Source organism: Microbacterium rhizophilum (genome assembly GCF_039605615.1).
Taxonomy (GTDB): Bacteria; Actinomycetota; Actinomycetes; order Actinomycetales; family Microbacteriaceae; genus Microbacterium; species Microbacterium rhizophilus.
Genome location: NZ_JBCNUN010000011.1, coordinates 1 through 19,878, shown reverse-complemented (window position 1 = coordinate 19,878; position 19,878 = coordinate 1). Strand labels below are relative to the sequence as shown.

The window sequence follows — 19,878 nt, the reverse complement described above, 5'->3', positions numbered from 1 at the left end:
CTGATCCGGCGTCCCGGTGCGCTCGGATCCGGTGCTCGCCATGTCCGCGATACGGGATCCTGGATCCAGTCCGGAAATCCCGGGCTCCGGGAGCGCGGTGCGTTCCGCCGAGTTTTCTGCGATATCTTCGCCTCGGATTCGGATCGTGCGAGAGGCGGTGCAGTGGAGGACCCACGTGTCGCCGTCGTGATCGAGGACGATCCCGACATCCGGGGCCTTCTCGCCGAGGTTCTGACCCAGGGCGGGTTCGACGTGCACGCCGCCTCGACCGGTGCCGAGGGCGTCCAGCTCGTGCGCGAGTTCGACCCCGTGATCACCACGCTCGACGTCAGCATGCCCGGTATGGACGGCTTCGAGACGGCCAAACGCATCCGCGAGATCAGCCCCACGTATCTGGTGATGCTCAGCGCGCGGTCCGAGGAGATCGACGTGCTGCAGGGCCTGCAGGCGGGCGCGGACGACTACGTCACCAAGCCGTTCCGGCCGCGCGAGCTGCGCGCCCGGATCGAGGCGATGCTGCGCCGGCCCCGCATCGCGGGAGCGGTGGCGCCGCCCGCGGAGCCCGATGGCCCGCCCGAGCAGGAGGGCTGGCTCGAGCACCGCGGGCTGCGGCTGCATCCCGAGATGCGCGCGGCCACGGCCGACGACGCGCCGCTCGACCTCACCCGCACGGAGTTCGACCTGCTGCAGGAGCTGCTCGAAGCCGGATCGCGCGTGGTCTCGAAGCATCAGCTCTCGCTCGCGCTGCGCGGCGACCGCCACGGCGGCTTCGTGAGCGACCACGACCTGCGCGCCATCGAGGTGCACATGGCGAATCTCCGCCGCAAGATCGGCGAGTCGGCGACGAGCCCGCGCTGGATCGAGACGGTCCGCGGCATCGGCTACCGCCTCACGGCCGCCTGAGCGCGGGGTCGGCCGCCGGATCAGCGCTCGGCGCGCACGACCGGCAGGCCGGACGTCGTCGCCGACCGCTCCGCCGCTTCCGCCGCCGCCGCCACGAGCACGCCGGCGTCATATCCGAAGTCCTCGGTCAGGGCGAAGCCGACGCCGATCGCCGGCAGCACCGCGTCCTTCAGCGACGCGAGCTCGTCGATGAGGTTCTGCCGCAGGTCGTCGCCCGCGGCGGCGGCCTCGTCCGCGGTGTGCGGATCGATGACGACGCAGGCCGTGACGTCGTCGAGCGCTCCCGCGGGACTGAGCGGGGCCAGGTGACGGTGCAGGGCGTCGTGCCAGCTCGATTCGATGAGCTCCGCGGTCTCCGGTCCGAAGGCCGTGGCGATCTCCGCGAGCCCGGAGATGCGGATCACGACGACCGCGAGGGGCGTCGCGGCGCGCTCGCTGCGTCCCGCGACGTCCTCCAGGGCGCGCACGATGATCTCGCGCGGAAGGAGCACCGTGCGGGTGCGGGTCGCGGCGAGGGATCCGGGCACGGGCGGCGACGACACGGACGTCACGCGCAGCACCGATGTCGTCACGACCGCGATGATCGTCAGCGGGATCGTGACGAACGACGCCATCCTGGTGTCGAACCACTCCGCGAACAGGGAGCTGTCCGGGCCGGCGGCGAGGAACACGACCGTGCGCAGCGCGTAGTACACCCCGGCGATGCCGAGCACGAAGGTCAGTCCCCAGGCCGCGAACACCGCGCGCAGGGCGCCGCGCAGGGTCTCGAGCGCGCCGAGCGCGGCGAACAGCGCGACGCCCGTGAACAGCACCGCGGCGCCGGCCCAGTCGCCGGCCTCGCGATCCAGCGCCGCGGCCGCCAGTGCCAGGAAGACCACGCCCGCGACCAGCCAGCGGTGCAGGAGACCCAGCCGGCCGTTGTACACGCGGCAGCCCAGCCACATCATGCCCATCTGCGTGACGAACGCCGCGTTGCCGAGCGCGACGGCGAGCCACAGATCCCGGTCCACGGACCACGCGACGTAGCAGAACGTCGTCAGGATGCCCGCGACGAACGACGCCGCCCAGTACCGTCCCGATCCGCTCTCGCGGCGGACGACGGTCTCGAACAGGAAGACGACTCCCGCCGAGATCACGACCACCGCGGTGACGAACGACGTGGTGAACAGATCGAGCTCGGTCATCGGTCCTCCTCGGCGCGGGCCGGGTCGGGGATCGGGACGGGCGGGGTGGTCACCGGGGCGGCGGCGGGGAGTGTGACCACGAACGTCGCGCCCTCGCCGGCCTCGCTCTGGAGCCGGATGTCCCCGCCGTGCGCGCGCACGATGTCGCGGCTGATCGCGAGACCGAGGCCGCTGCCGTGCGTGCTCGACCGGCGCACCGCGTCGGCCCGGTAGAAGCGCTCGAACAGGCGCTCCTGCTCCGCCGCGGCGATGCCCGGGCCGTCGTCGCGCACGGCGATGATCGCGTGGTCGCCCTCGTTCGTGCATCCGATCCACACGCGTCCGGCGTGGTGCGCGTACTTGATGGCGTTGGACAGCAGGTTGTCGACGACCTGGCGGATACGGGCGGCGTCCGCGTGCGCGGTCGTCGGCTCGATCCCCTCGGCATCGATCACGATCCCGCGCTCGGCCGCGCGCGGAGTGGCGGACTCGACGGCCTGGCTCAGCACGGCCGCGACGTCCATGGGCGCGAGCCGCAGTCGCGTGTCGAGGTCGGCGTGGGGATCGGCGGAGGCCGAGAGCATGTCGTTGACGAGCGCGAGCAGACGCTGGGCGTTGCGCTCGGCCACCTCGAGGTTCCGGCGCACGGGCGCGGGCACGGAGCGATCGTCGAGCGCCAGGTCGAGGAACCCCATGATCGAGGTCAGCGGGGTGCGCAGCTCGTGCGAGACCGAGGCGACGAGGTCGTCGCGCGCGCGCAGCGCCGTGCGCTCGGCGGTGACGTCTCGCGAGACGACCACGATGCCGGAATCGCCGTCCGCTCGCACCGGTCGTGCCGTCACGTGCAGGGCTCGGCGGGCGCTGCCGAGGCCGCCATGCCACAGGTCCACGCCGTCGAACGACTCGCCGCGTCGGGCCCGGGCGAGCGGCCGCTCGTCGGGCGGGAGCGGAGTGATGCCGTCGGCGCGGAACAGCGGAGCATCCGGCTCGCCGTACATGCGCGCGTGCGCCGGATTCGTCACCGCGATCCGCCCGTCGTAGCCCACGCGCATGACGCCGAAGTCGACCGTCTGCAGCACCTCGCTGAGCAGCGCCTCCTGGCTGCGGGCGCGCTCGAACGCCCCGCGCAGGATGCGCGACTGACGCGCGAGCAGGGTGCGCTGCGCGGCGGTGCGCCGCGACAGCAGCTGTCCGAACGACGCCAGCGCGATGACGGTGAGCGGCAGCATCAGCCCGCGGACCTGGAACTCCGAGTCGGACGTGGCCAGCAGCGACCAGTAGATCGCGATCACGGCCACGGTGACGGCGGCCGTGAGCAGCGGTCCGAACACCACGGCGACCCACAGCACCGGGAACACCCACAGCAGGCCGATGCCCACGAGCGGCTGGGAGATCTCGAGGAACGCGATCGCCACGACGTCCGCGAACGGGATGATCGCGACGGTGTAGGACGGCAGCCGGTCCCAGCGGATGACGACCGCGCATGCGCACGCGAGGAACATCAGGCCGATCCCGACGATCAGCGCGTCCAGGCTCCGGTATTCGCCCGCGCCCAGCACGAGCACTCCGGCGATCAGCGCGATCAGACCCAGCAGCAGCTGGTTCAGGATGACGGTGCGCTCCCGAGACGGATCGCGCGGCGATCGGGAGTCGGGGGCCATGTGGCGACGTTACCCTGTGCCCGCGGACGTCCACGATGCGCTCCCGCCGAGCGCCGGATCGTGCTACCGGCCCCGATTGCGCCTTCAGCGGACAGCGGGCGCCGTCGCTGGTGGAATGTCCGAGAGGGGTGGCAGAGTCGATCCGTCCTCGCGCGCGCCCGTGCGAGGTGTTCTGTGTGGAGGCCCCCGTGCTCGGCAAGCTCCTGTTCCGATATCTCTGGCGATACAAGTGGCTCCTCGCCGGCGTGCTGGTCTTCCAGTTCGCCTCCGTGATGGCCGCGCTGTACCTGCCCTCGCTCAACGCGGACATCATCGACGAGGGCGTCGCCAGCGGCGACACCGGCTACATCGTCCGCACCGGCATGCTCATGCTGGCGGTGTCTCTCGGCCAGATCGTGGCCTCGATCATCGCGACCGCGTGCGCCGCCCGCGCCGCCATGGCGACCGGTCGGGACCTCCGCTCCGACGTGTTCGAGAAGGTCGGATCGTTCTCCGAGCGAGAGGTCTCGCAGTTCGGCGCGGGATCGCTCATCACCCGCAACACGAACGACGTGCAGCAGATCCAGATGCTCGCGATGATGGGCGCCACGATGCTCGTGCAGGCCCCCATGCTCGCGATCGGCGGCATCATCATGGCCATCCGACAGGACGTCGGGCTGAGCTGGATCATCGGGGTCGCCGTGCCCGTGCTGCTCGTGCTCATGGGGCTCATCATCTGGCGCATGGTGCCGCTGTTCCGCAGCTACCAGACCCGGCTCGACGCCGTGAACCGCGTGATGCGCGAGCAGCTCACGGGCGTGCGCGTCGTGCGCGCCTTCGTCCGCGAGCCGATCGAGGAGCAGCGCTTCGGCGCGGCCAACGACGACATCGCGGCGGTGGGCCGCAAGGTGGGCTCGCTGTTCGTGCTGATGTTCCCCCTCGTGATGCTCGTGCTCAACGTCACGGTCGTCGGGGTCGTGTGGTTCGGCTCCTTCGAGGTGAACGAGGGGAACGTGGAGATCGGCACCCTGTTCGCGTTCATGCAGTACGTGGGCCAGATCCTCGGCGGCGTGATGATGGCCGCGTTCATGACCGTGATGATCCCTCGTGCCGCCGTGTCGGCCGACCGCATCGGCGAGGTGATGGCCGTGCCGAGCTCGCTGACGCCGCCCGCCTCGCCCGTGACCGAGCTGCCGGCCCGCGGCGAGATCGTGCTCGACGACGTGGCCTTCACCTACCCGGGAGCCGAGGAGCCCGTCATCTCGGGAGTCTCGTTCCGGGCCGGGCCCGGCGAGACCGTCGCGATCGTCGGATCCACCGGCGTCGGCAAGACCACGCTGATCAACCTGATCCCACGCCTGTACGACGTCACGGCCGGGTCGGTGCGGGTCGCGGGCGTGGACGTCCGCGAAGCCGACCTCGAGGTGCTGTGGGCCGGCATCGGCCTGGTGCCGCAGCGCCCCTTCCTGTTCAACGGCACGATCGCCTCGAACCTGCGGTTCGGTCGCGAGGACGCCACGGATGACGAGCTGTGGGACGCGCTCGAGATCGCCCAGGCCGCCGACTTCGTGCGCGAGAAGCCGAAGCAGCTCGACGAGCCGATCGCCCAGGGCGGCACCAACGTCTCGGGCGGCCAGCGGCAGCGGCTCGCGATCGCGCGAGCGATCGTCAGCCGGCCGGACATCCTGATCTTCGACGACTCGTTCTCGGCGCTCGACCTCACCACGGACGCCCGCCTGCGGCAGGCGCTGTGGCGCGAGCTGCCCGACGTCACGAAGATCGTGGTGGCGCAGCGCGTGTCGACCATCACCGACGCCGACCGCATCGTGGTGCTCGAGGGCGGCCGCGTGGCGGGCGTCGGCTCGCACGACGAGCTGCTCGCGAGCAGCGAGACCTACCGCGAGATCGTCGACTCGCAGCTGGGAGCCAGGGCATGAGCGCCGTCGAGAACGAGGTCGTGAACGACGAGCAGGCCCGCATCGAGGCCGAACTCGCCGAGAAGGCGCGCCAGGAGGGCGGCGGCTGGGATTCTCCGCCTCCCGGCAAGCCGAAGAGCTTCGGCCCGAGCTTCATCCGCTTCGTCGGGCTGCTGGGCCCGTACAAGTGGGTCTTCGGGCTGGTGCTCGTGCTCGGCGCCGTCGGCGTCGTGCTGTCGATCATCGCGCCCAAGGTGCTGGGTGAGGCCACGAACATCGTGTTCGAGGGTTTCATGTCGACCATGCTGGGGGCGCAGTTCCCGGCGGGGATGACGCAGGATCAGGTCGTCGAGGCGCTGCGCCAGGCCGGTCAGACCGACTTCGCGAACACGATCGCGGCGATGCAGCACTTCGAGCTCGGCGTCGGCATCGACTTCGCCGCTCTCGGCGTCGTCATCCGCTGGGTGCTCGCGCTGTACGTGGTCTCGGCGCTCCTGCAGTGGCTGCAGGGCTATGTGATCAACATCGTCATGGTCAAGACGATGTGGCGCGTGCGTCAGCAGGTCGAGGAGAAGATCAACCGCCTGCCCCTGGCCTACTTCGACAAGGTCCAGCGCGGCGAGCTGATCTCGCGCGTCACGAACGACATCGACAACATGACCCAGACGCTGCAGCAGTCGCTGTCGGGGGCGGTCACGTCGATCCTGACCGTCGTCGGCGTGCTGATCATGATGTTCTCGATCTCGTGGCAGCTGGCCCTGGTCGCACTCGTGGCGCTGCCGCTCATGGCCGTGATCTTCGGCGTGATCGGACCGCGCTCGCAGAAGGCGTTCCAGGCGCAGTGGGCCAAGGTCGGCCGTCTGAACGCGCGCGTCGAGGAGGCGTTCTCCGGTCACGCGCTGGTGAAGGTCTACGGTCGCGAGAAGGCCAATCGCGAGGCGTTCGCCGCCGAGAACGACGAGCTGTTCAGGTCGGCGTTCACGGCGCAGTTCTTCTCGGGCCTGATGATGCCGAGCGTGCAGTTCATCGGCTCGCTCACGTACGCCGGCATCGCCGTGCTGGGCGGCGTGATGGTCGCCAGCGGTCAGCTGCGCATCGGCGACGTGCAGGCGTTCGTGCAGTACTCGCAGCAGTTCACTCAGCCCCTCATGGAGCTCGGCGGCATGACGAGCGCGGTCATGTCGGGCACGGCCTCGGCCGAGCGTGTGTTCGAGCTGCTCGACGAGGACGAGCAGGAGCCCGACGCCGAGGGCGCTCCGAAGGCGCCGGACGGCCGTGGCGTGATCGAGTTCCGGAACGTCGCGTTCTCGTACACGCCGGAGCAGCCGCTGATCCGCGACCTGTCGTTCCGCGTCGAGCCGGGTCAGACCGTCGCGATCGTCGGCCCGACCGGCGCGGGCAAGACGACGCTCGTGAACCTCGTGATGCGGTTCTACGAGCTCGAGGGCGGCGCGATCCTGCTCGACGGCCAGGACATCTCGAAGATGACCCGGCACGACGTGCGCGAGCGCGCCGGCATGGTGCTGCAGGATCCGTGGCTCTTCTCGGGCACGATCCGCGAGAACATCCGGTACGGTCGCCAGGACGCGACCGACGAGGAGATCGTCGAGGCGGCCAAGGCGACCTACGTCGACCGCTTCGTGCACACCCTGCCGGACGGCTACGACACGGTGCTCGAGGAGGACGCGGCCAACGTGTCGGCCGGCGAACGTCAGCTTCTCACGATCGCCCGCGCGTTCGTCTCGCAGCCGAGCGTGCTGATCCTCGACGAGGCCACCAGCTCGGTCGACACGCGCACCGAGCAGCTGCTGCAGAACGCCATGGCGGCGCTGCGCCAGGGGCGCACGTCGTTCGTGATCGCGCACCGCCTGTCGACGATCCGCGACGCGGACCTCATCCTGGTGATGGAGCACGGCGACATCGTCGAGCAGGGCACGCACGACGAGCTGATCGGCCGCGAGGGCGCCTACTGGCGCCTGTACCAGTCGCAGTTCGAGCACGCCGCGGTCGACATCGACGCCGTGGAGGCGGCCGAGGCCCCGACCGGCACGGCGTCCGTCCCGGTCCAGGAGGCCGCGGCCGGCGCCGACTCGGCCTGACCCGCCGCCGGGCGAGGAGAAATCCCTCAGCGAGGACGGATCACCGGGATCCGCCCCTCGCTGGGGGATTTCTCCTTCCGTGAGGGTGGACAGTGCCCCCGCGGATGAGTCGTCCACAGGTGCGCGACGGACTCCGGCTCGTCCCCGACTCGCGAATCGACCCGTTCCGGGTGGGCGTGATCGCCACCATGGCGGCATGGACCCTGTGACCGCACTCATGCGACTCGGCGGAATCGCGCGCACACCGACCTTGGCACGACTCGGCGTCACCCGGCATGCGCTGCGACGCTCGCTCGCCGCCGGACGGATCCACCGACCACGTCACGGTTGGCTGTGCCTGCCGCTGGTGAATGCCGAGCTGCGCCAGGCGGTCGAGGTGGGCGCTGTCCTCACCTGCGTCACGGTCGCACGCCGGCAGGGCCTGTGGACGCACGAGATCGATGAGCCGCACCTCGCGGTGCGCGCGAACGGGCAGCTGCTCGCGCCGATCTCGGCGCACGTGCACTGGGCGAAGCCCGTGATCCCGCGGGACCCCGATGGACTCGAGGACCCACTGATCAACGCGCTGGTGATCCTCGCCACCTGCCAGCCGTACGAGCACGGGCTGGCCGCGTGGGAGGCGGCGATCCGCAGAGAGCTGGTGGACGTCGACGTCCTCCGGGGGCTGCCCTTGCCTCCCGACGCGCGTCGGCTTCTGGCCGATGCGCGGAATTTCGCCGACGAGGGCACCGAGACGATCGCGTTCAGCCGTCTGAGCCGACTCCGGCTCGGGATCCCGCTGCGCCGCCAGACGGTCATCGCCGGCCGCCCCGTCGACATTCTGATCGGTGATCGTCTGGTCCTCCAGATCGACGGCGGCCATCACGTCGACGCGCAACGGCTCAAGGACAACGAGCATGACGCACGGCTGCGACTGATGGGCTACCACGTGATCCGGATCGGGTACTGGCAGCTGATGAACGACTGGGCGACCGTCCAGGACCTGATCCTGACCGCCATCGCGCAGGGTCTCCACCGGGCGCGTGCGTGACCGCGCCGCCGTGGACCGAGGAGAAATCCAGGATGGAGGACGGATCGCCGCCATCCGCCCCTTGTCGAGGGACTTCTCCTCCGCTGGTGGCGGCGGCGCGAAGCGCCTACTGGAGCCCGAGGAGGTCGAGGGGGTGCGTGAGGCGCCAGAGGAGCGAGGGGCCGGGGACGTCGCCCTCGAGGCGGAGGGGCACGCTGGTCGAGTCGAACGGGCCCGTGGCGGTGAGCTCGCCCACCTCGGCGCCGTCGGCGAGACCGACCTCGACGTCGTAGTCGGTCTCGACCGCGGCCGTGCCGCGATCCCACAGCACGACCGAGGCGTCGTCGTCCGCGACGACCTGCGCGTCCTCGCCCCACTCGGTCGTGATGGTGGCGATCGTGGTGCCCTCGGCCACCGACGGCCCCGGCTGCAGTGAGTGCTCCACCTGCTCGAGCAGCGAGCGGCTCACACTCTCTCGCGCCTTCTCGTCCGTCTGCCCGAGCACCGCGGCGTACACGCGCACGGTGGTCTGGCCGATCGTGATGTCCTTGGCCGTGAGCAGGTTCCACTGCTCCCGCCAGCCGTCGAGCAGCGTGCCGGTCTTGACGCCGACGACGCCCGGCTCGCCCAGCAGCGGATTCGTGTTCTTCACGACCCCCGCGCCGGGCAGGTCGATCTCGGGCATCGCGACGATCTCCGCGATGACCGGATCCGCCAGGGCCGCGCTTGCGAGCTTGACCAGCGCCGCCGGGGTGGCGGTGTTGCGCGGATCGATGCCGCTCGGGTCCACCATCGTGATGTCGCTCAGCCCGTGCGCGTCGAGCCACTCCGGCACGGCCAGCACGAACGCGTCCTTCGAGCCCCACAGCTCGGTCGTGAGGCGGTCGATGTAGTTGTTGGCGGATCCGATGAGGATGCCCTCGAGCATCTCGCGCTCCGTGAGGGTGCCGTCGATCGGCACGTCGAGCGCCGACTCGTTCTGGAAGCGGTACTGCCAGTACAGCTGGTTGTCGGCCGCGGTGAACGCGTAGGACGGGCCGTCCTCGCCGACGGGGAGCGGCGCCTCCTCGAGGATCATCAGCACCGTGACGAGCTTCGCGATGCTCGCCATCGGCACGGCCTCGCTGTTCAGCGCGGCGATCGTCCCGAGACCCTCGGCACCGACCGCGGCCGTGCCGGCGCCGGGCCAGGTCACGCCCAGCGGGTGCCCGGGCGCCGGTGCCACGGTGGCCTCCGAGACGGTGGGCGCGACGCTTCCGAGCGGCCACAGCGCGCAGCCGCCGAGGTAGGCGACCGCGAGCGCGCCGGCGGTGATCAGCGGTGCCGCGGCCGAGCCGCGCCGGCGCCGGCGGGGCGGCGGCAGCAGGTCGGTCGTGGCGGGCACGTGCGACGACGTGCTCAGCGAGGTCGGGGCGGGGCGCGTGGAGAGCGCCGCCGGGTCCACCCAGGCGAGCGCCGCGGTGGTGGGGCCGCGCGGCTCGTCCGCCGCGGCCGCGAAGCCGAGGGCCTCGACGACGAGCGCCGTCTCGCGGCGCGCGCGCCGTCCCTCCGTGGCCGGCGGCTGCGGATCCACGTCATCGGCCGACACCGCGCGCCGGGTCGCGCTCTTCTCGAACGCGATGAAACCCGCGACGTCGAACGCCTGCGTGGCCTCGAGCTCGTCATCCGGCGTCTCCCCGAACGCGTCGGCGCTCGTGCCGTCGGCGAACTCGGTCGCGGGGGCGGATGCCGCGTCATCGGCGGCGTGCGCGCGGCGTGGGGGGAGTTCGTCGAGGGCCACTCGATCACGGTACCCGCCGATCCCCCGAAGAAGCCGGAGATCCGCTGGTCAGCGAGCGCGCCGGATCCGCCCTAGAATCTCCCTCACACACCACGGGAGTCCGGCGAGCCGGGCTGAGAGGAAGCGAACCGCGCTTCGACCGTCGAACCTGATCCGGATCATGCCGGCGCAGGGAGGAGAGAGATGAACACGTTCACGTCCGTCGCCCCGAGTGCGAAGACCGGCCGCCGCTTCACCTGGCGGGTCGTCGACATCGTCGTCGCCAGCGTCGTCGGCGTCGCCTGCGCGGTGACCTTCGCGCTCTGGAACATCGGCTACGAGGCCCCGGGAGCCCTGCTCACGGCCGCGCTGCCGGGCCTCGGCGGTCTCATGGCCGGCCCGTGGCTGATCGCCGGCGTGCTCGGCGGCCTGATCATCCGCAAGCCCGGCGCCGCGCTGTACACCGAGCTGCTCGCCGCCACGATCTCGGCGCTGATCGGGAACACCTGGGGTCCGCTGACGCTCGTGTCCGGCCTCGTCCAGGGTCTTGGCGCCGAGCTGATCTTCGCGGTGTTCCTCTACGCGTCCTTCCGGCTGCCGGTCGCGGTCCTCGCCGGCGCCGCGGCGGGGGTCGCGTGCGGCATCAACGACCTCGTACTCTGGTACGCCGGGGCGGACGCGCTGTTCGCGACCGTGTACATCGTCTCCACGACCGTCTCGGGCGCCCTGATCGCGGGCGTCGGCGGCTGGGCGATCACGCGCGGCCTCGCGGCCACGGGCGCGCTCAACCGGTTCGCGTCGGGCAGGTCCTCGGCCAAGCGCGTCTGACGTGACGGTCCACGCGCGCACGGCGTCCCGGTCGCGCGGCCCCGTCGCCGTCGAGGCGCGCGGCTGGGGCTGGCGCTACGCGACCCGCCGGGCCTGGGCGGCGCAGGGGCTGGACCTGTCGATCTCCCCCGGAGAGCGCGTGCTGCTGCTCGGCGCGAGCGGATCCGGCAAGTCGACGCTCCTGCACGCCCTCGCCGGTGTTCTCGGCGGAGACGAGGAGGGCGAGCAGACCGGATCGCTCCTCCTCGACAGCAGGGACCCTCGCGACGCGCGGGGCAGGGCGGGGCTCGTGCAGCAGGACCCGGACGCGCAGGCCGTGCTCGCCCGTGTCGGCGACGACGTGGCGTTCGGCTGCGAGAACCTCGGCGTCCCGCGCGAGGAGATCTGGCCGCGCGTGCGCGAGGCGCTCGACCTGGTCGGGCTGGACGTGCCGCTCGACCGGTCGACGTCCGCGCTCTCGGGCGGGCAGAAGCAGCGGCTGGCACTCGCGGGCGCGCTCGCGATGGGGCCGGGCCTGCTGCTGCTCGACGAGCCCACCGCCAACCTCGACCCCGAGGGCGCCGTCTCGGTGCGCGACGCGGTCGCGCGCGTGCTCGACCGCACGGGCGCGACGCTCGTCGTCGTCGAGCACCGGCTCGACGTATGGCTGCCGCTGATCGACCGGATCGTCGTCCTCGACGCGGGGTCCGACGGATCCGGGGTCCTCGCGGACGGCGCACCCGACGACGTGCTGCGCGCGCAGGGGACCCTGCTGGCCGAGCGCGGGGTGTGGGTGCCCGGGATCCCGCCACGGCACCCGGCGCCGCCGGTCGCGTCCGGCGGCGAGGTGCTCGTCACCGCGCGCGACCTGGAGGTCGGGCGGGCGCGGCGCCCGGTCGCCGGGCCGTTCGACGTCGCGCTGCGTGCGGGCGAGGTGCTCGGGATCACGGGGCCCAACGGCGCGGGCAAGTCCACGCTCGGCCGGACGCTCGCGGGCCTGCTGCCTCCGGTCGGTGGTGTCGTCGAGGCGGCCGCCGTCCTCGCGGCGGGGGCGGACCCGGCGCCGATCCGGTGGTCGTCGCGGCAGCTGCTGACCCGCATCGGCACCGTGCTGCAGTCGCCGGATCATCAGCTGCTGACCGCCACCGTGCGGCGCGAGCTGGAGGTCGGGCCGCGCGCGCTGAAGCTGCCCGAGCCCGAGGTGCGCGCCCGTGTGGACGAGCTGCTCGCGCGGCTGCGGCTCGATCGCCTGGCCGAGGCGAACCCCCACACGCTCTCGGGTGGCGAGAAGCGGCGGCTGACGGTGGCGGCCATGCTCGCGACGCGCCCGCGCGTGGTCGTGCTCGACGAGCCGACCTTCGGGCAGGACGCCCGCACGTGGGCCGAGCTCGTGGACATCATCGCGTCGGTGCGGGACGGCCGCGGCGACGAGCCGCCGGTCGCGGTCGCGGCCATCACGCACGACGCGCACGTCCTCGAAGCGCTCCGCGCGCGGGTCCTCGCGCTGCCCGCGGGGGAGCGGACGTGATCCCCGCCACCCGCGCGCGATCCGGGTTCCTCGTCGGGGCGAACCCCGTCGCCAAGCTCGGGGCGGGGCTCCTCATCGCGCTGCCCCTCATCCTCACGGTGGACTGGGTGTCGGCCGTGACGGCGCTCGTCCTGGAGGTGCCGCTGATGCTCGCGGCGGGGCTCGGCTGGCGCGAGTTCTGGCTGCGGACGTCCCCCGTCTGGATCGGCGCCCCGCTGACGGGCCTCACGATCGCGCTGTACGGGCAGGCGAGCGGGGCGATCCTGTTCGAATGGCTGTTCGTGCGGATCAGCGAGGGATCGCTCGCCCTCGCGCTCGCCGCCATGTTCCGGATCATGGCGATCGCGCTGCCGGGAATCGCGCTGTTCGCGACCGTGGATCCGACGGACCTCGCGGACGGGCTGTCGCAGCGTGTCCGGCTGCCGACCCGTTTCGTGCTCGGAGCGCTCGGCGGCCTGCGCCTCGTCGGCCTGCTGGTCGACGACTGGCGGGAGCTCGCGGTCGCGCGCCGCGCGCGGGGCGTCGCCGACGCGGGGCGCCTGCGCCGCCTGCTCGGCATGGCCTTCGCGCTGATCGTGCTGGCGATCCGGCGCGGCTCGACGCTCGCGACGTCGATGGAGGCGCGCGGATTCGGCGCGCCGACGCCGCGCACGTGGGCGCGGCCGTCGCGCTGGGGCGCGCTCGAGTGGGCGCTGCTCGTCGCGGGGGCCGCGATCTCGGCGATCGCGGTCACGGTGTCGGTCGCGACGGGATCGTGGAACGTGATCCTCGGTCCGGCGGACTGACCGGACGCGCTCAGGACGGGGCCGGGCCGTCCAGTTCGCGCACCAGGCGCAGGCGGAACAGCCGCACCTGGCGTCCCGAGTCGTGCTCGTACGCGCGATAGCCCGGCCACTGCCGCTGGATCCGCTCCCACGCGGCCTCGCGCTCATCCGGATCCGTGTCGATGCGCGTCGCCACGACGGCATACCGGCGCCCGCGCACCTCGATCTCGGCCTCCGGGTGGGCGATGAGGTTGTGCGTCCAGCCGGGGTGGCGCCCTCGCGCGAAGTTGGTGCCCGCGACGAGGGCGGATCCGCTCCCGTCCGGCGTGTACATCAGCTCGCTGGCGCGGAAGTCGCCGGATCGCGCGCCCACCGTGTGCAGCGTGAGCGACGGCACCAGCAGCCCCGATACCTGGGCGCGGCCGCCGCTGAGGGCGCGCACGATCCGCTCCGCCACGGGCAGGGCGATCGGCCCGATCCAGCGGAACACCCGCGTGCGCGTGACGGGCGCGAGCGCCGACCGCACCCCCTGCACGATTCGCGACATGTCTCGATCCTGCCGCTCCGGCGTGTCGGTGGCCAGGGTCTGGTCGGGGTCCGTGGTCAGGTGGCGTTCCAGAGGGCGCGGTAGTAGGACGTGCGGACCGGATCCGGGTCGACCCCGTACGCCGCGAGGAACGTCGCGTCCCAGCCGGGACCGTAGTTCCACTCGAGGCTCATGGTCGCGACGGCGATGTCGGCCCAGCGGTCGGCGACGCCCAGCGCGCCGAGGTCGACATGCGCGATCCAGCGGCCGTCGTCGCCGATCAGGGTGTTGGGCGAGCACGCGTCGCCGTGGCATACGACCAGCCGATCGATCGGCGGCGGATCGCCGAAGTCCGACGCCAGGATGACCCCCCGCTCGCGCCCCCGCAGGACGCGCACGGGCACGGACCAGTCGAACGGGCACTGCTCGACGGGAAGCGCGTCGTGCATCGCCCGCAGACCAGAGGCGATCGCCCGCACCGCGGTCCCGGGATCGTCCTTCCACCGCGGCGCGACCGCGGACTCGCCCGCGATGGTCGCGGTCACGAGCCACTCCTCGTCGTCGGTCTCGCCGTGCTCGAGCACCGTGGGCACCGGCGTCCAGCGCGCCGCCCACGCGAGCCGCTCGGCCTCCTCGGCCATGGACGCCTCCCCGTGCCGCGGCCCCCACTTCACGTGCCGGTCGCCCGCGCGGAACGTCAGCCCGCCCAGCTCGTTGCGCCACACGGGGACGAGCTCGGCGTCCCCCGCCACGGCGCGCACGCGATCGGGCACGGCCATGCCGGCATCCGGGATGAACGAGCGCAGCGACATGCGCCCATCCTGCCCTCCACACGAGCGCGCGTCCCGGGCATCGCCCGAGACCCACGCTCGGTGCGGTCGCGTCAGCCGCCGAGCGCGCCCACGATCGCGTTGTACGCCTGGTAGACGCCGAGCGCGATGAACAGCAGCGTCGTGATGCCGAGCGCCACGTTCAGGTACCACTTGTTGCGGAACTCGCGCGGCACGCGATCCGTGTTCAGGATCGGCAGCAGCGTCAATGCCAGGAACGGCATGAACAGCGCGCCGAGGAACCCGTACAGCAGCACGAGGAAGATCGGCTGGTCGAGCATCAGCAGCAGCATCGGCGGGAACGTCAGCCAGACCAGGTAGACCTTGAACCACTTGCCGCCGGCCTGCGAGTCGGGGTGACCAGATCCCTTGCCCGTGACGTTGCCCATGAAGTCGGCGAACATCAGCGAGACGCCGTTCCACACACCGAGCACGGAAGAGAAGCCCGCGGCCCAGAAGCCGACCAGGAACCAGACGCCGACGAAGTCGCCGTAGCGCTCGCGCAGCACGGCATCGAGCTCGAGCAGGCCCTGGTCGCCGGCCGAGAGTGCCAGGCCCGCGGCGCGCACGACCTCGGCGCCGACGATCAGCATCGCGATCACGAAGATCCCGGTCATGACGTACGCGGCGGTGTTGTCGATCCGCATCACGCGCAGGAACTTCGGCTTGTCCCAGCCCTTCTCCCGCAGCCAGTAGCCGTATGCCGCGAGCGTGATGGTGCCGCCGACGCCGCCCGCGAGCGCGAGCGTGTTGAACACGCCGCCCTCGGGGATCATCGGCACGAGGCCCGAGATCGTCTCGAGGAAGTTCGGGGCCGCGATGATCGCCAGGATCACGATCGTGACGAACATCAGGCCGACGAGCGCCGCGCTGATGCGCTCGAAGATCTTGTACTTCGAGAACCAGATCATGACGAAGCCGGCGAGGCCGGTCAGGATCGCCCAGAACCACGTGTTGGCGCCGAAGCTGCCCTCGGGGAACAGCGCCGCGATCGGCAGGGCGGTCGAGCTCATCGCGGAGGCGCCGTACACGAAGCCCCAGATGACGATGTAGGGCGCGAAGTACCAGACGGGCCAGCGGCCGAGCGAGCGCCAGCCCTCGAAGATCGTGTTGCCGGTCGCGACCGTGTAGCGGCCGGCGCCCTCGACCAGCACGATCTTGAGGATCACGCCCAGGACCACCGCCCACAGCAGCATGTAGCCGTAGTTGGACCCGGCCACGAGCGTCGCGACCATGTCGGCCGAGCCGACGCCCGTCGCGGCGACCACCAGCCCGGGGCCGATCACCCGCCAGCGCGGGGTGTCCGTCGTGTCCTCTGTCTGCTGTGCGCTCATCCGTCCTCCTCGATCGGATCGATGATGCGCCCGACCCTATCGGGCGGCCCCGGCCCTTCTCGGGCCATCCCGTCCGGGATGGGGAGAAGTCACCAGGTCGTGGGGTCAGCCCGCGAGGGCGGCGATGTCCTCCGGGGCGGCGGCGTCGGGAACGCCGATGCAGACCGTGTCCGCGAGGCCCGCGAAGCGGTCGTCGAGCGCCGCACGCACCTCGGCGGGCGTGCCGGCGACCGCGAACGCGTCGAGCATGTCGTCGTCCACGAGCCCCGCCATCTCGCGCCACTCGCCGCGGCGGGACGCGTCGTGCATCCGATCGGCGGTGTCCGCCCAGCCGTGCAGCTCCATCACCGCGCGGTACGAGGGCGTCGAGCCGTAGAACGCGATCTGCTGGCGGACGGCGGCCTCCTGGGCGGCGCGCGCGGCCGCGTCCGGCCCCACGACGACGAACGGCAGCGCGATCAGCTTCACGGGCTCGGTCAGGGCGGAGCGGGCGCGTCCTGCGGCGAGGGCGGGCACGCTCACCTCGGACAGGTACTCGCGCGTCGTGAACGCGTGCGCGACGAAGCCGTCGGCCGCCTCGCCGGCCAAGCGCGTCATGGCGGTCCCGACGCCCGCGAGCCAGATGGGCGGGTTGCCGTGCGGGTTGGGGCCGGGATCGAACATGGGCGTCATGAGCGTGTGCCGGTAGTGCTCGCCCTGGAACGCGAGCTTGTCGCCCGTCTCCCACGCGCGCCAGATCGCCCGCACGGCGCCGATGAACTCGCGCATGCGCGGTGCCGGTGCCGACCACGGCATCGAGAAGCGCCGCTCGATGTGGGGCTGCACCTGCGACCCGAGGCCCAGCGCGAAGCGGCCCTGGGCGGCGAGCTGCACGTCATTGGCCGCCGCCGCCACGGTCATCGGGTTGCGGGCGAACGCGACGGCGATCGCGGTGGAGACGCGGATGGCCCGTCCCGCGCGCTGCGCCTCGCGCGCGGCGAGCGCCGCGCCGATGAACGGATCGTGCTGCAGCTCGGTCAGCTGCAGGCCCTCGAAGCCGGACTCGGCCGCGAATCGCGCCGCGCTCTCCGCGCCCCGCGGGCTGGCGTCGCGCGTGCCGACCTCGATGTGGAACCCCGTCGTCTCACTCATCCGGCCATCCTGCCCGATCCGTCCTCCAGCGGCCGTTCCCCTGTCGGATCCTGCCGATCCAGCACCCGGGATCACCGCACATCCCCGTGCCGTCCGGATAATGGCCGCATGACCGACGTCCCCACGACCGACATCGACATCCTCCGACTCGCGGCGTTCCCGGCCGCGGCCGGCGGGGGCAACCCCGCCGGAGTGATGCTCGATGCCCGCGGCTTCGGCGACGCGCGGATGCAGCGCATCGCGGCCGACGTCGGATACTCCGAGACGGCGTTCGTCGTCGAGCCCGGGATCGGGGGCGACGCCCGCCGGATGCGAGTGCGCTACTTCTCGCCGAGCGCGGAGGTGCCGTTCTGCGGGCACGCCACGATCGCGCTGGCCGTGGCGTCCGCCGAGCGCAGGGGCGTGGGCGCCTTCCGCTTCGCCACGCCGGTCGGCGAGGTGGTGATCCGGACCGAGGCCGGCGATCCGGCTCCCCGCGCGTCGTTCACGAGCGTCGAGCCGTGGGTGCGCGAGCTCGACGCGGGCCTGGCCGACGAGCTGCTCGGTCTGATCGGCGTCACGCGCGACGACCTCGACCCGCGCTGGCCGCTCCGCGAGGCGTTCGCGGGCAATCCGCACCCGATCGTCGCCCTCCGTGACGGGGATGTCTTCGACGGCTTCGCCTTCGATCCGGCCGCGATGCGTGCGCTCATGGATCGCGCGGGCTGGACCGGAACCGTCACGATCGTCCGGTTCTCCGATCCGGAGGCACCCGAGCCGGTCGTCGACGCGCGCAACCTCTTCCCCACGGGTGGGATCACGGAGGATCCGGCGACCGGATCGGCCGCCGCCGCGCTCGGCGCATACGTCCGGGACGTGCTCGGGGCGGGTGCGCCCGCCGGGCTCGTCGTGCACCAGGGCGCGCACGTCGGGCGTCCGAGCGTGCTGGAGGTCGACATCCCGCCGCGCGGCGGCATCACGGTGTCGGGCACGGCGCTGCCGATCCGCTGATTCGTCACCGGATCCGCACCAGCGCGCTCGCAGGAGCGTTCCCCTAGCCTGGGTCCATGACCGACACGCCCGCGCGCCGCCCCGCGAACACGCCCGTTCGATCGACCGGCGGCACGCGTCAGGTCCGGCCCCAGACCGAGGGCTGGCAGCAGCAGAAGGACGACACCGGACGGCCGCTGCTGCAGTTCGCGAGCCCCAAGCGCGGCAAGCCGCCCGTGCACCTGGCCGATCTGACGCCCGAGCAGCGCGTCGAGAAGGTCAAGGAGCTCGGCCTGCCGGGCTTCCGCGCCAAGCAGCTGGAGAAGCACTACTTCCAGCACTGGACGAGCGACGCCGCCGACATGACGGACCTCCCGGCGGCCGGCCGCCAGGAGCTCGTGGCGGGGGTGCTGCCGAACCTCCTCACCGAGGTGCGTCGGCTGCAGACCGACAACGGCGACACGATCAAGTTCCTGTGGCGCCTGCACGACGGCGCGCTGGTCGAGTCCGTGCTGATGCGCTATCCCGGCCGCATCACGCTGTGCGTCTCGTCGCAGGCCGGCTGCGGCATGAACTGCCCCTTCTGCGCGACCGGCCAGGCGGGCCTGACGCGCAACATGTCGGCGGCGGAGATCCTCGACCAGATCGTGCGCGCCAACCGCGCCATCGCGAACGGCGAGCTCGGACGCCGCGAGCACGCCGACGAGCGCGTCACGAACATCGTGTTCATGGGGATGGGCGAGCCGCTGGCCAACTACGCCCGCGTGATGCACGCCGTCCGCACCATGGTCGACAAGAAGGACGGACTCGGCATGAGCGCCCGCGGCATCACGGTGTCGACCGTCGGGCTCGCCCCGGCGATCCGGAAGCTCTCGGACGAGGACATCCCGGTCACGTTCGCCCTCTCGCTGCACGCGCCCGACGACGAGCTGCGCGACGAGCTGATCCCGGTCAACTCGCGGTGGAAGGTCGACGAGGTGCTGGACGCCGCGCGCGGCTACTTCGAGAAGACCGGCCGCCGCGTCTCGATCGAGTACGCCCTCATCCGCGACATGAACGACCACCCGTGGCGCGCCGACCTCCTCGCCGAGAAGCTCAACGCGCGCGGCCGCGGCTGGGTGCACGTCAACCCGATCCCGCTGAACCCGACCCCCGGCTCCGTGTGGGACGCGTCGGAGAAGTCCGTGCAGCGCGAGTTCGTGCGCCGCCTCAACGACGCCGGCGTCCCCACGACGATCCGCGACACCCGCGGCAAGGAGATCGACGGCGCCTGCGGCCAGCTCGTCGCCACGGAAGAGGATCAGGCCGCCGCGGCGGGCGTCTGACCCTCGCGCCTCCCGACCTGCTGTACTCCCGACCTGCTGTACTCCCCTCAGAACACGTCCTCTGAGCGGGGACACGCCTGATCCGGCCCGATCCGGCATGTCATGTCGCAGGACATTGGTGACAGTTCTGTATCAGGACATCGGTGACACTTCGGGTGTGTTTGGTGGTGACACT

16 protein-coding genes and 1 riboswitch are annotated in these 19,878 nt (G+C 71.9%); of the genes, 9 read left to right on the top strand and 7 right to left on the bottom strand.

The features are described 5' to 3' along the window. Positions 1–162 precede the first annotated feature (162 nt). Positions 163–903, top strand: coding sequence for a response regulator transcription factor (locus AAD528_RS15275; protein ID WP_345752943.1), 741 nt, complete (start codon positions 163–165; stop codon positions 901–903). A 20-nt stretch (positions 904–923) separates the two neighbouring features. Here AAD528_RS15275 and AAD528_RS15270 read toward each other — a convergent pair whose 3' ends face one another. Both AAD528_RS15270 and AAD528_RS15265 read right to left on the bottom strand, forming a co-directional pair. Beyond that, positions 924–2,087 (bottom strand): hypothetical protein, encoded by a 1,164-nt coding sequence (locus AAD528_RS15270; RefSeq protein ID WP_345752942.1) that lies wholly within the window; start codon positions 2,085–2,087, stop codon positions 924–926. Beyond that, a complete protein-coding gene (locus AAD528_RS15265) occupies positions 2,084–3,727 on the bottom strand; it encodes a sensor histidine kinase (RefSeq protein WP_345752941.1) in 1,644 nt (547 codons plus the stop codon). The genes AAD528_RS15270 and AAD528_RS15265 overlap by 4 nt, the downstream gene beginning before the upstream one ends. A gap of 188 nt (positions 3,728–3,915) precedes the next feature. On the opposite strand from AAD528_RS15265, the gene AAD528_RS15260 reads away from it, so the two are divergent. The 3 genes from AAD528_RS15260 to AAD528_RS15250 all read left to right on the top strand — a co-directional run bounded on the left by AAD528_RS15260 (position 3,916) and on the right by AAD528_RS15250 (position 8,751). Further along, a complete protein-coding gene (locus AAD528_RS15260; RefSeq protein WP_345752940.1) occupies positions 3,916–5,643 on the top strand; it encodes an ABC transporter ATP-binding protein in 1,728 nt (575 codons plus the stop codon). Further along, positions 5,640–7,721: an ABC transporter ATP-binding protein gene (locus tag AAD528_RS15255; RefSeq protein ID WP_345752939.1), complete on the top strand. Its 2,082-nt coding sequence runs from the start codon at positions 5,640–5,642 to the stop codon at positions 7,719–7,721. The genes AAD528_RS15260 and AAD528_RS15255 overlap by 4 nt, the downstream gene beginning before the upstream one ends. A gap of 85 nt (positions 7,722–7,806) precedes the next feature. Beyond that, positions 7,807–8,751 (top strand): DUF559 domain-containing protein, encoded by a 945-nt coding sequence (locus tag AAD528_RS15250; RefSeq protein ID WP_345752938.1) that lies wholly within the window; start codon positions 7,807–7,809, stop codon positions 8,749–8,751. A gap of 106 nt (positions 8,752–8,857) precedes the next feature. Here AAD528_RS15250 and AAD528_RS15245 read toward each other — a convergent pair whose 3' ends face one another. After that, positions 8,858–10,510, bottom strand: coding sequence for a D-alanyl-D-alanine carboxypeptidase family protein (locus AAD528_RS15245; RefSeq protein WP_345752937.1), 1,653 nt, complete (start codon positions 10,508–10,510; stop codon positions 8,858–8,860). An 82-nt stretch (positions 10,511–10,592) separates the two neighbouring features. Continuing rightward, a riboswitch (TPP riboswitch) is annotated at positions 10,593–10,702 on the top strand. Between AAD528_RS15245 and AAD528_RS15240 the strand changes: the two genes are divergently transcribed. The 3 genes from AAD528_RS15240 to AAD528_RS15230 all read left to right on the top strand — a co-directional run bounded on the left by AAD528_RS15240 (position 10,694) and on the right by AAD528_RS15230 (position 13,609). After that, on the top strand, positions 10,694–11,317 hold the full coding sequence (locus AAD528_RS15240) for an ECF transporter S component (protein ID WP_345752936.1): 624 nt from the start codon (positions 10,694–10,696) through the stop codon (positions 11,315–11,317). Its footprint overlaps the riboswitch before it by 9 nt. Position 11,318: 1 nt before the next feature. Next, positions 11,319–12,824, top strand: coding sequence for an ABC transporter ATP-binding protein (locus AAD528_RS15235; protein ID WP_345752935.1), 1,506 nt, complete (start codon positions 11,319–11,321; stop codon positions 12,822–12,824). After that, entirely contained in the window at positions 12,821–13,609 is a 789-nt protein-coding gene (locus AAD528_RS15230; protein WP_345752934.1) for an energy-coupling factor transporter transmembrane component T family protein, read from the top strand. Before AAD528_RS15235 ends, AAD528_RS15230 begins: the two co-directional genes overlap by 4 nt. 10 nt (positions 13,610–13,619) lie before the next feature. Here the strand turns inward: AAD528_RS15230 and AAD528_RS15225 are convergent, their stop codons facing one another. From AAD528_RS15225 to AAD528_RS15210, 4 genes are all read right to left on the bottom strand, one after another. Beyond that, on the bottom strand, positions 13,620–14,135 hold the full coding sequence (locus AAD528_RS15225; RefSeq protein ID WP_345752933.1) for a nitroreductase family deazaflavin-dependent oxidoreductase: 516 nt from the start codon (positions 14,133–14,135) through the stop codon (positions 13,620–13,622). A 56-nt stretch (positions 14,136–14,191) separates the two neighbouring features. Further along, positions 14,192–14,926 carry a phosphotransferase gene (locus AAD528_RS15220; RefSeq protein ID WP_345752932.1) on the bottom strand — a complete coding sequence of 245 codons (735 nt, stop codon included), beginning with the start codon at positions 14,924–14,926 and terminating at the stop codon, positions 14,192–14,194. Between the two features lie 71 nt (positions 14,927–14,997). Continuing rightward, complete coding sequence (locus AAD528_RS15215) at positions 14,998–16,278, bottom strand: Nramp family divalent metal transporter (protein WP_345752931.1); 1,281 nt, start codon at positions 16,276–16,278, stop codon at positions 14,998–15,000. Positions 16,279–16,383: 105 nt separating this feature from the next. Beyond that, positions 16,384–17,409, bottom strand: a complete 1,026-nt coding sequence (locus tag AAD528_RS15210) for a TIGR03617 family F420-dependent LLM class oxidoreductase (RefSeq protein WP_345752930.1) — start codon at positions 17,407–17,409, stop codon at positions 16,384–16,386. A 108-nt stretch (positions 17,410–17,517) separates the two neighbouring features. On the opposite strand from AAD528_RS15210, the gene AAD528_RS15205 reads away from it, so the two are divergent. Next, positions 17,518–18,399, top strand: coding sequence for a PhzF family protein (locus AAD528_RS15205; protein WP_345752929.1), 882 nt, complete (start codon positions 17,518–17,520; stop codon positions 18,397–18,399). A gap of 56 nt (positions 18,400–18,455) precedes the next feature. Then, positions 18,456–19,703, top strand: coding sequence for a dual-specificity RNA methyltransferase RlmN (gene rlmN / locus AAD528_RS15200; protein ID WP_345752928.1), 1,248 nt, complete (start codon positions 18,456–18,458; stop codon positions 19,701–19,703). Positions 19,704–19,878: the final 175 nt, after the last annotated feature.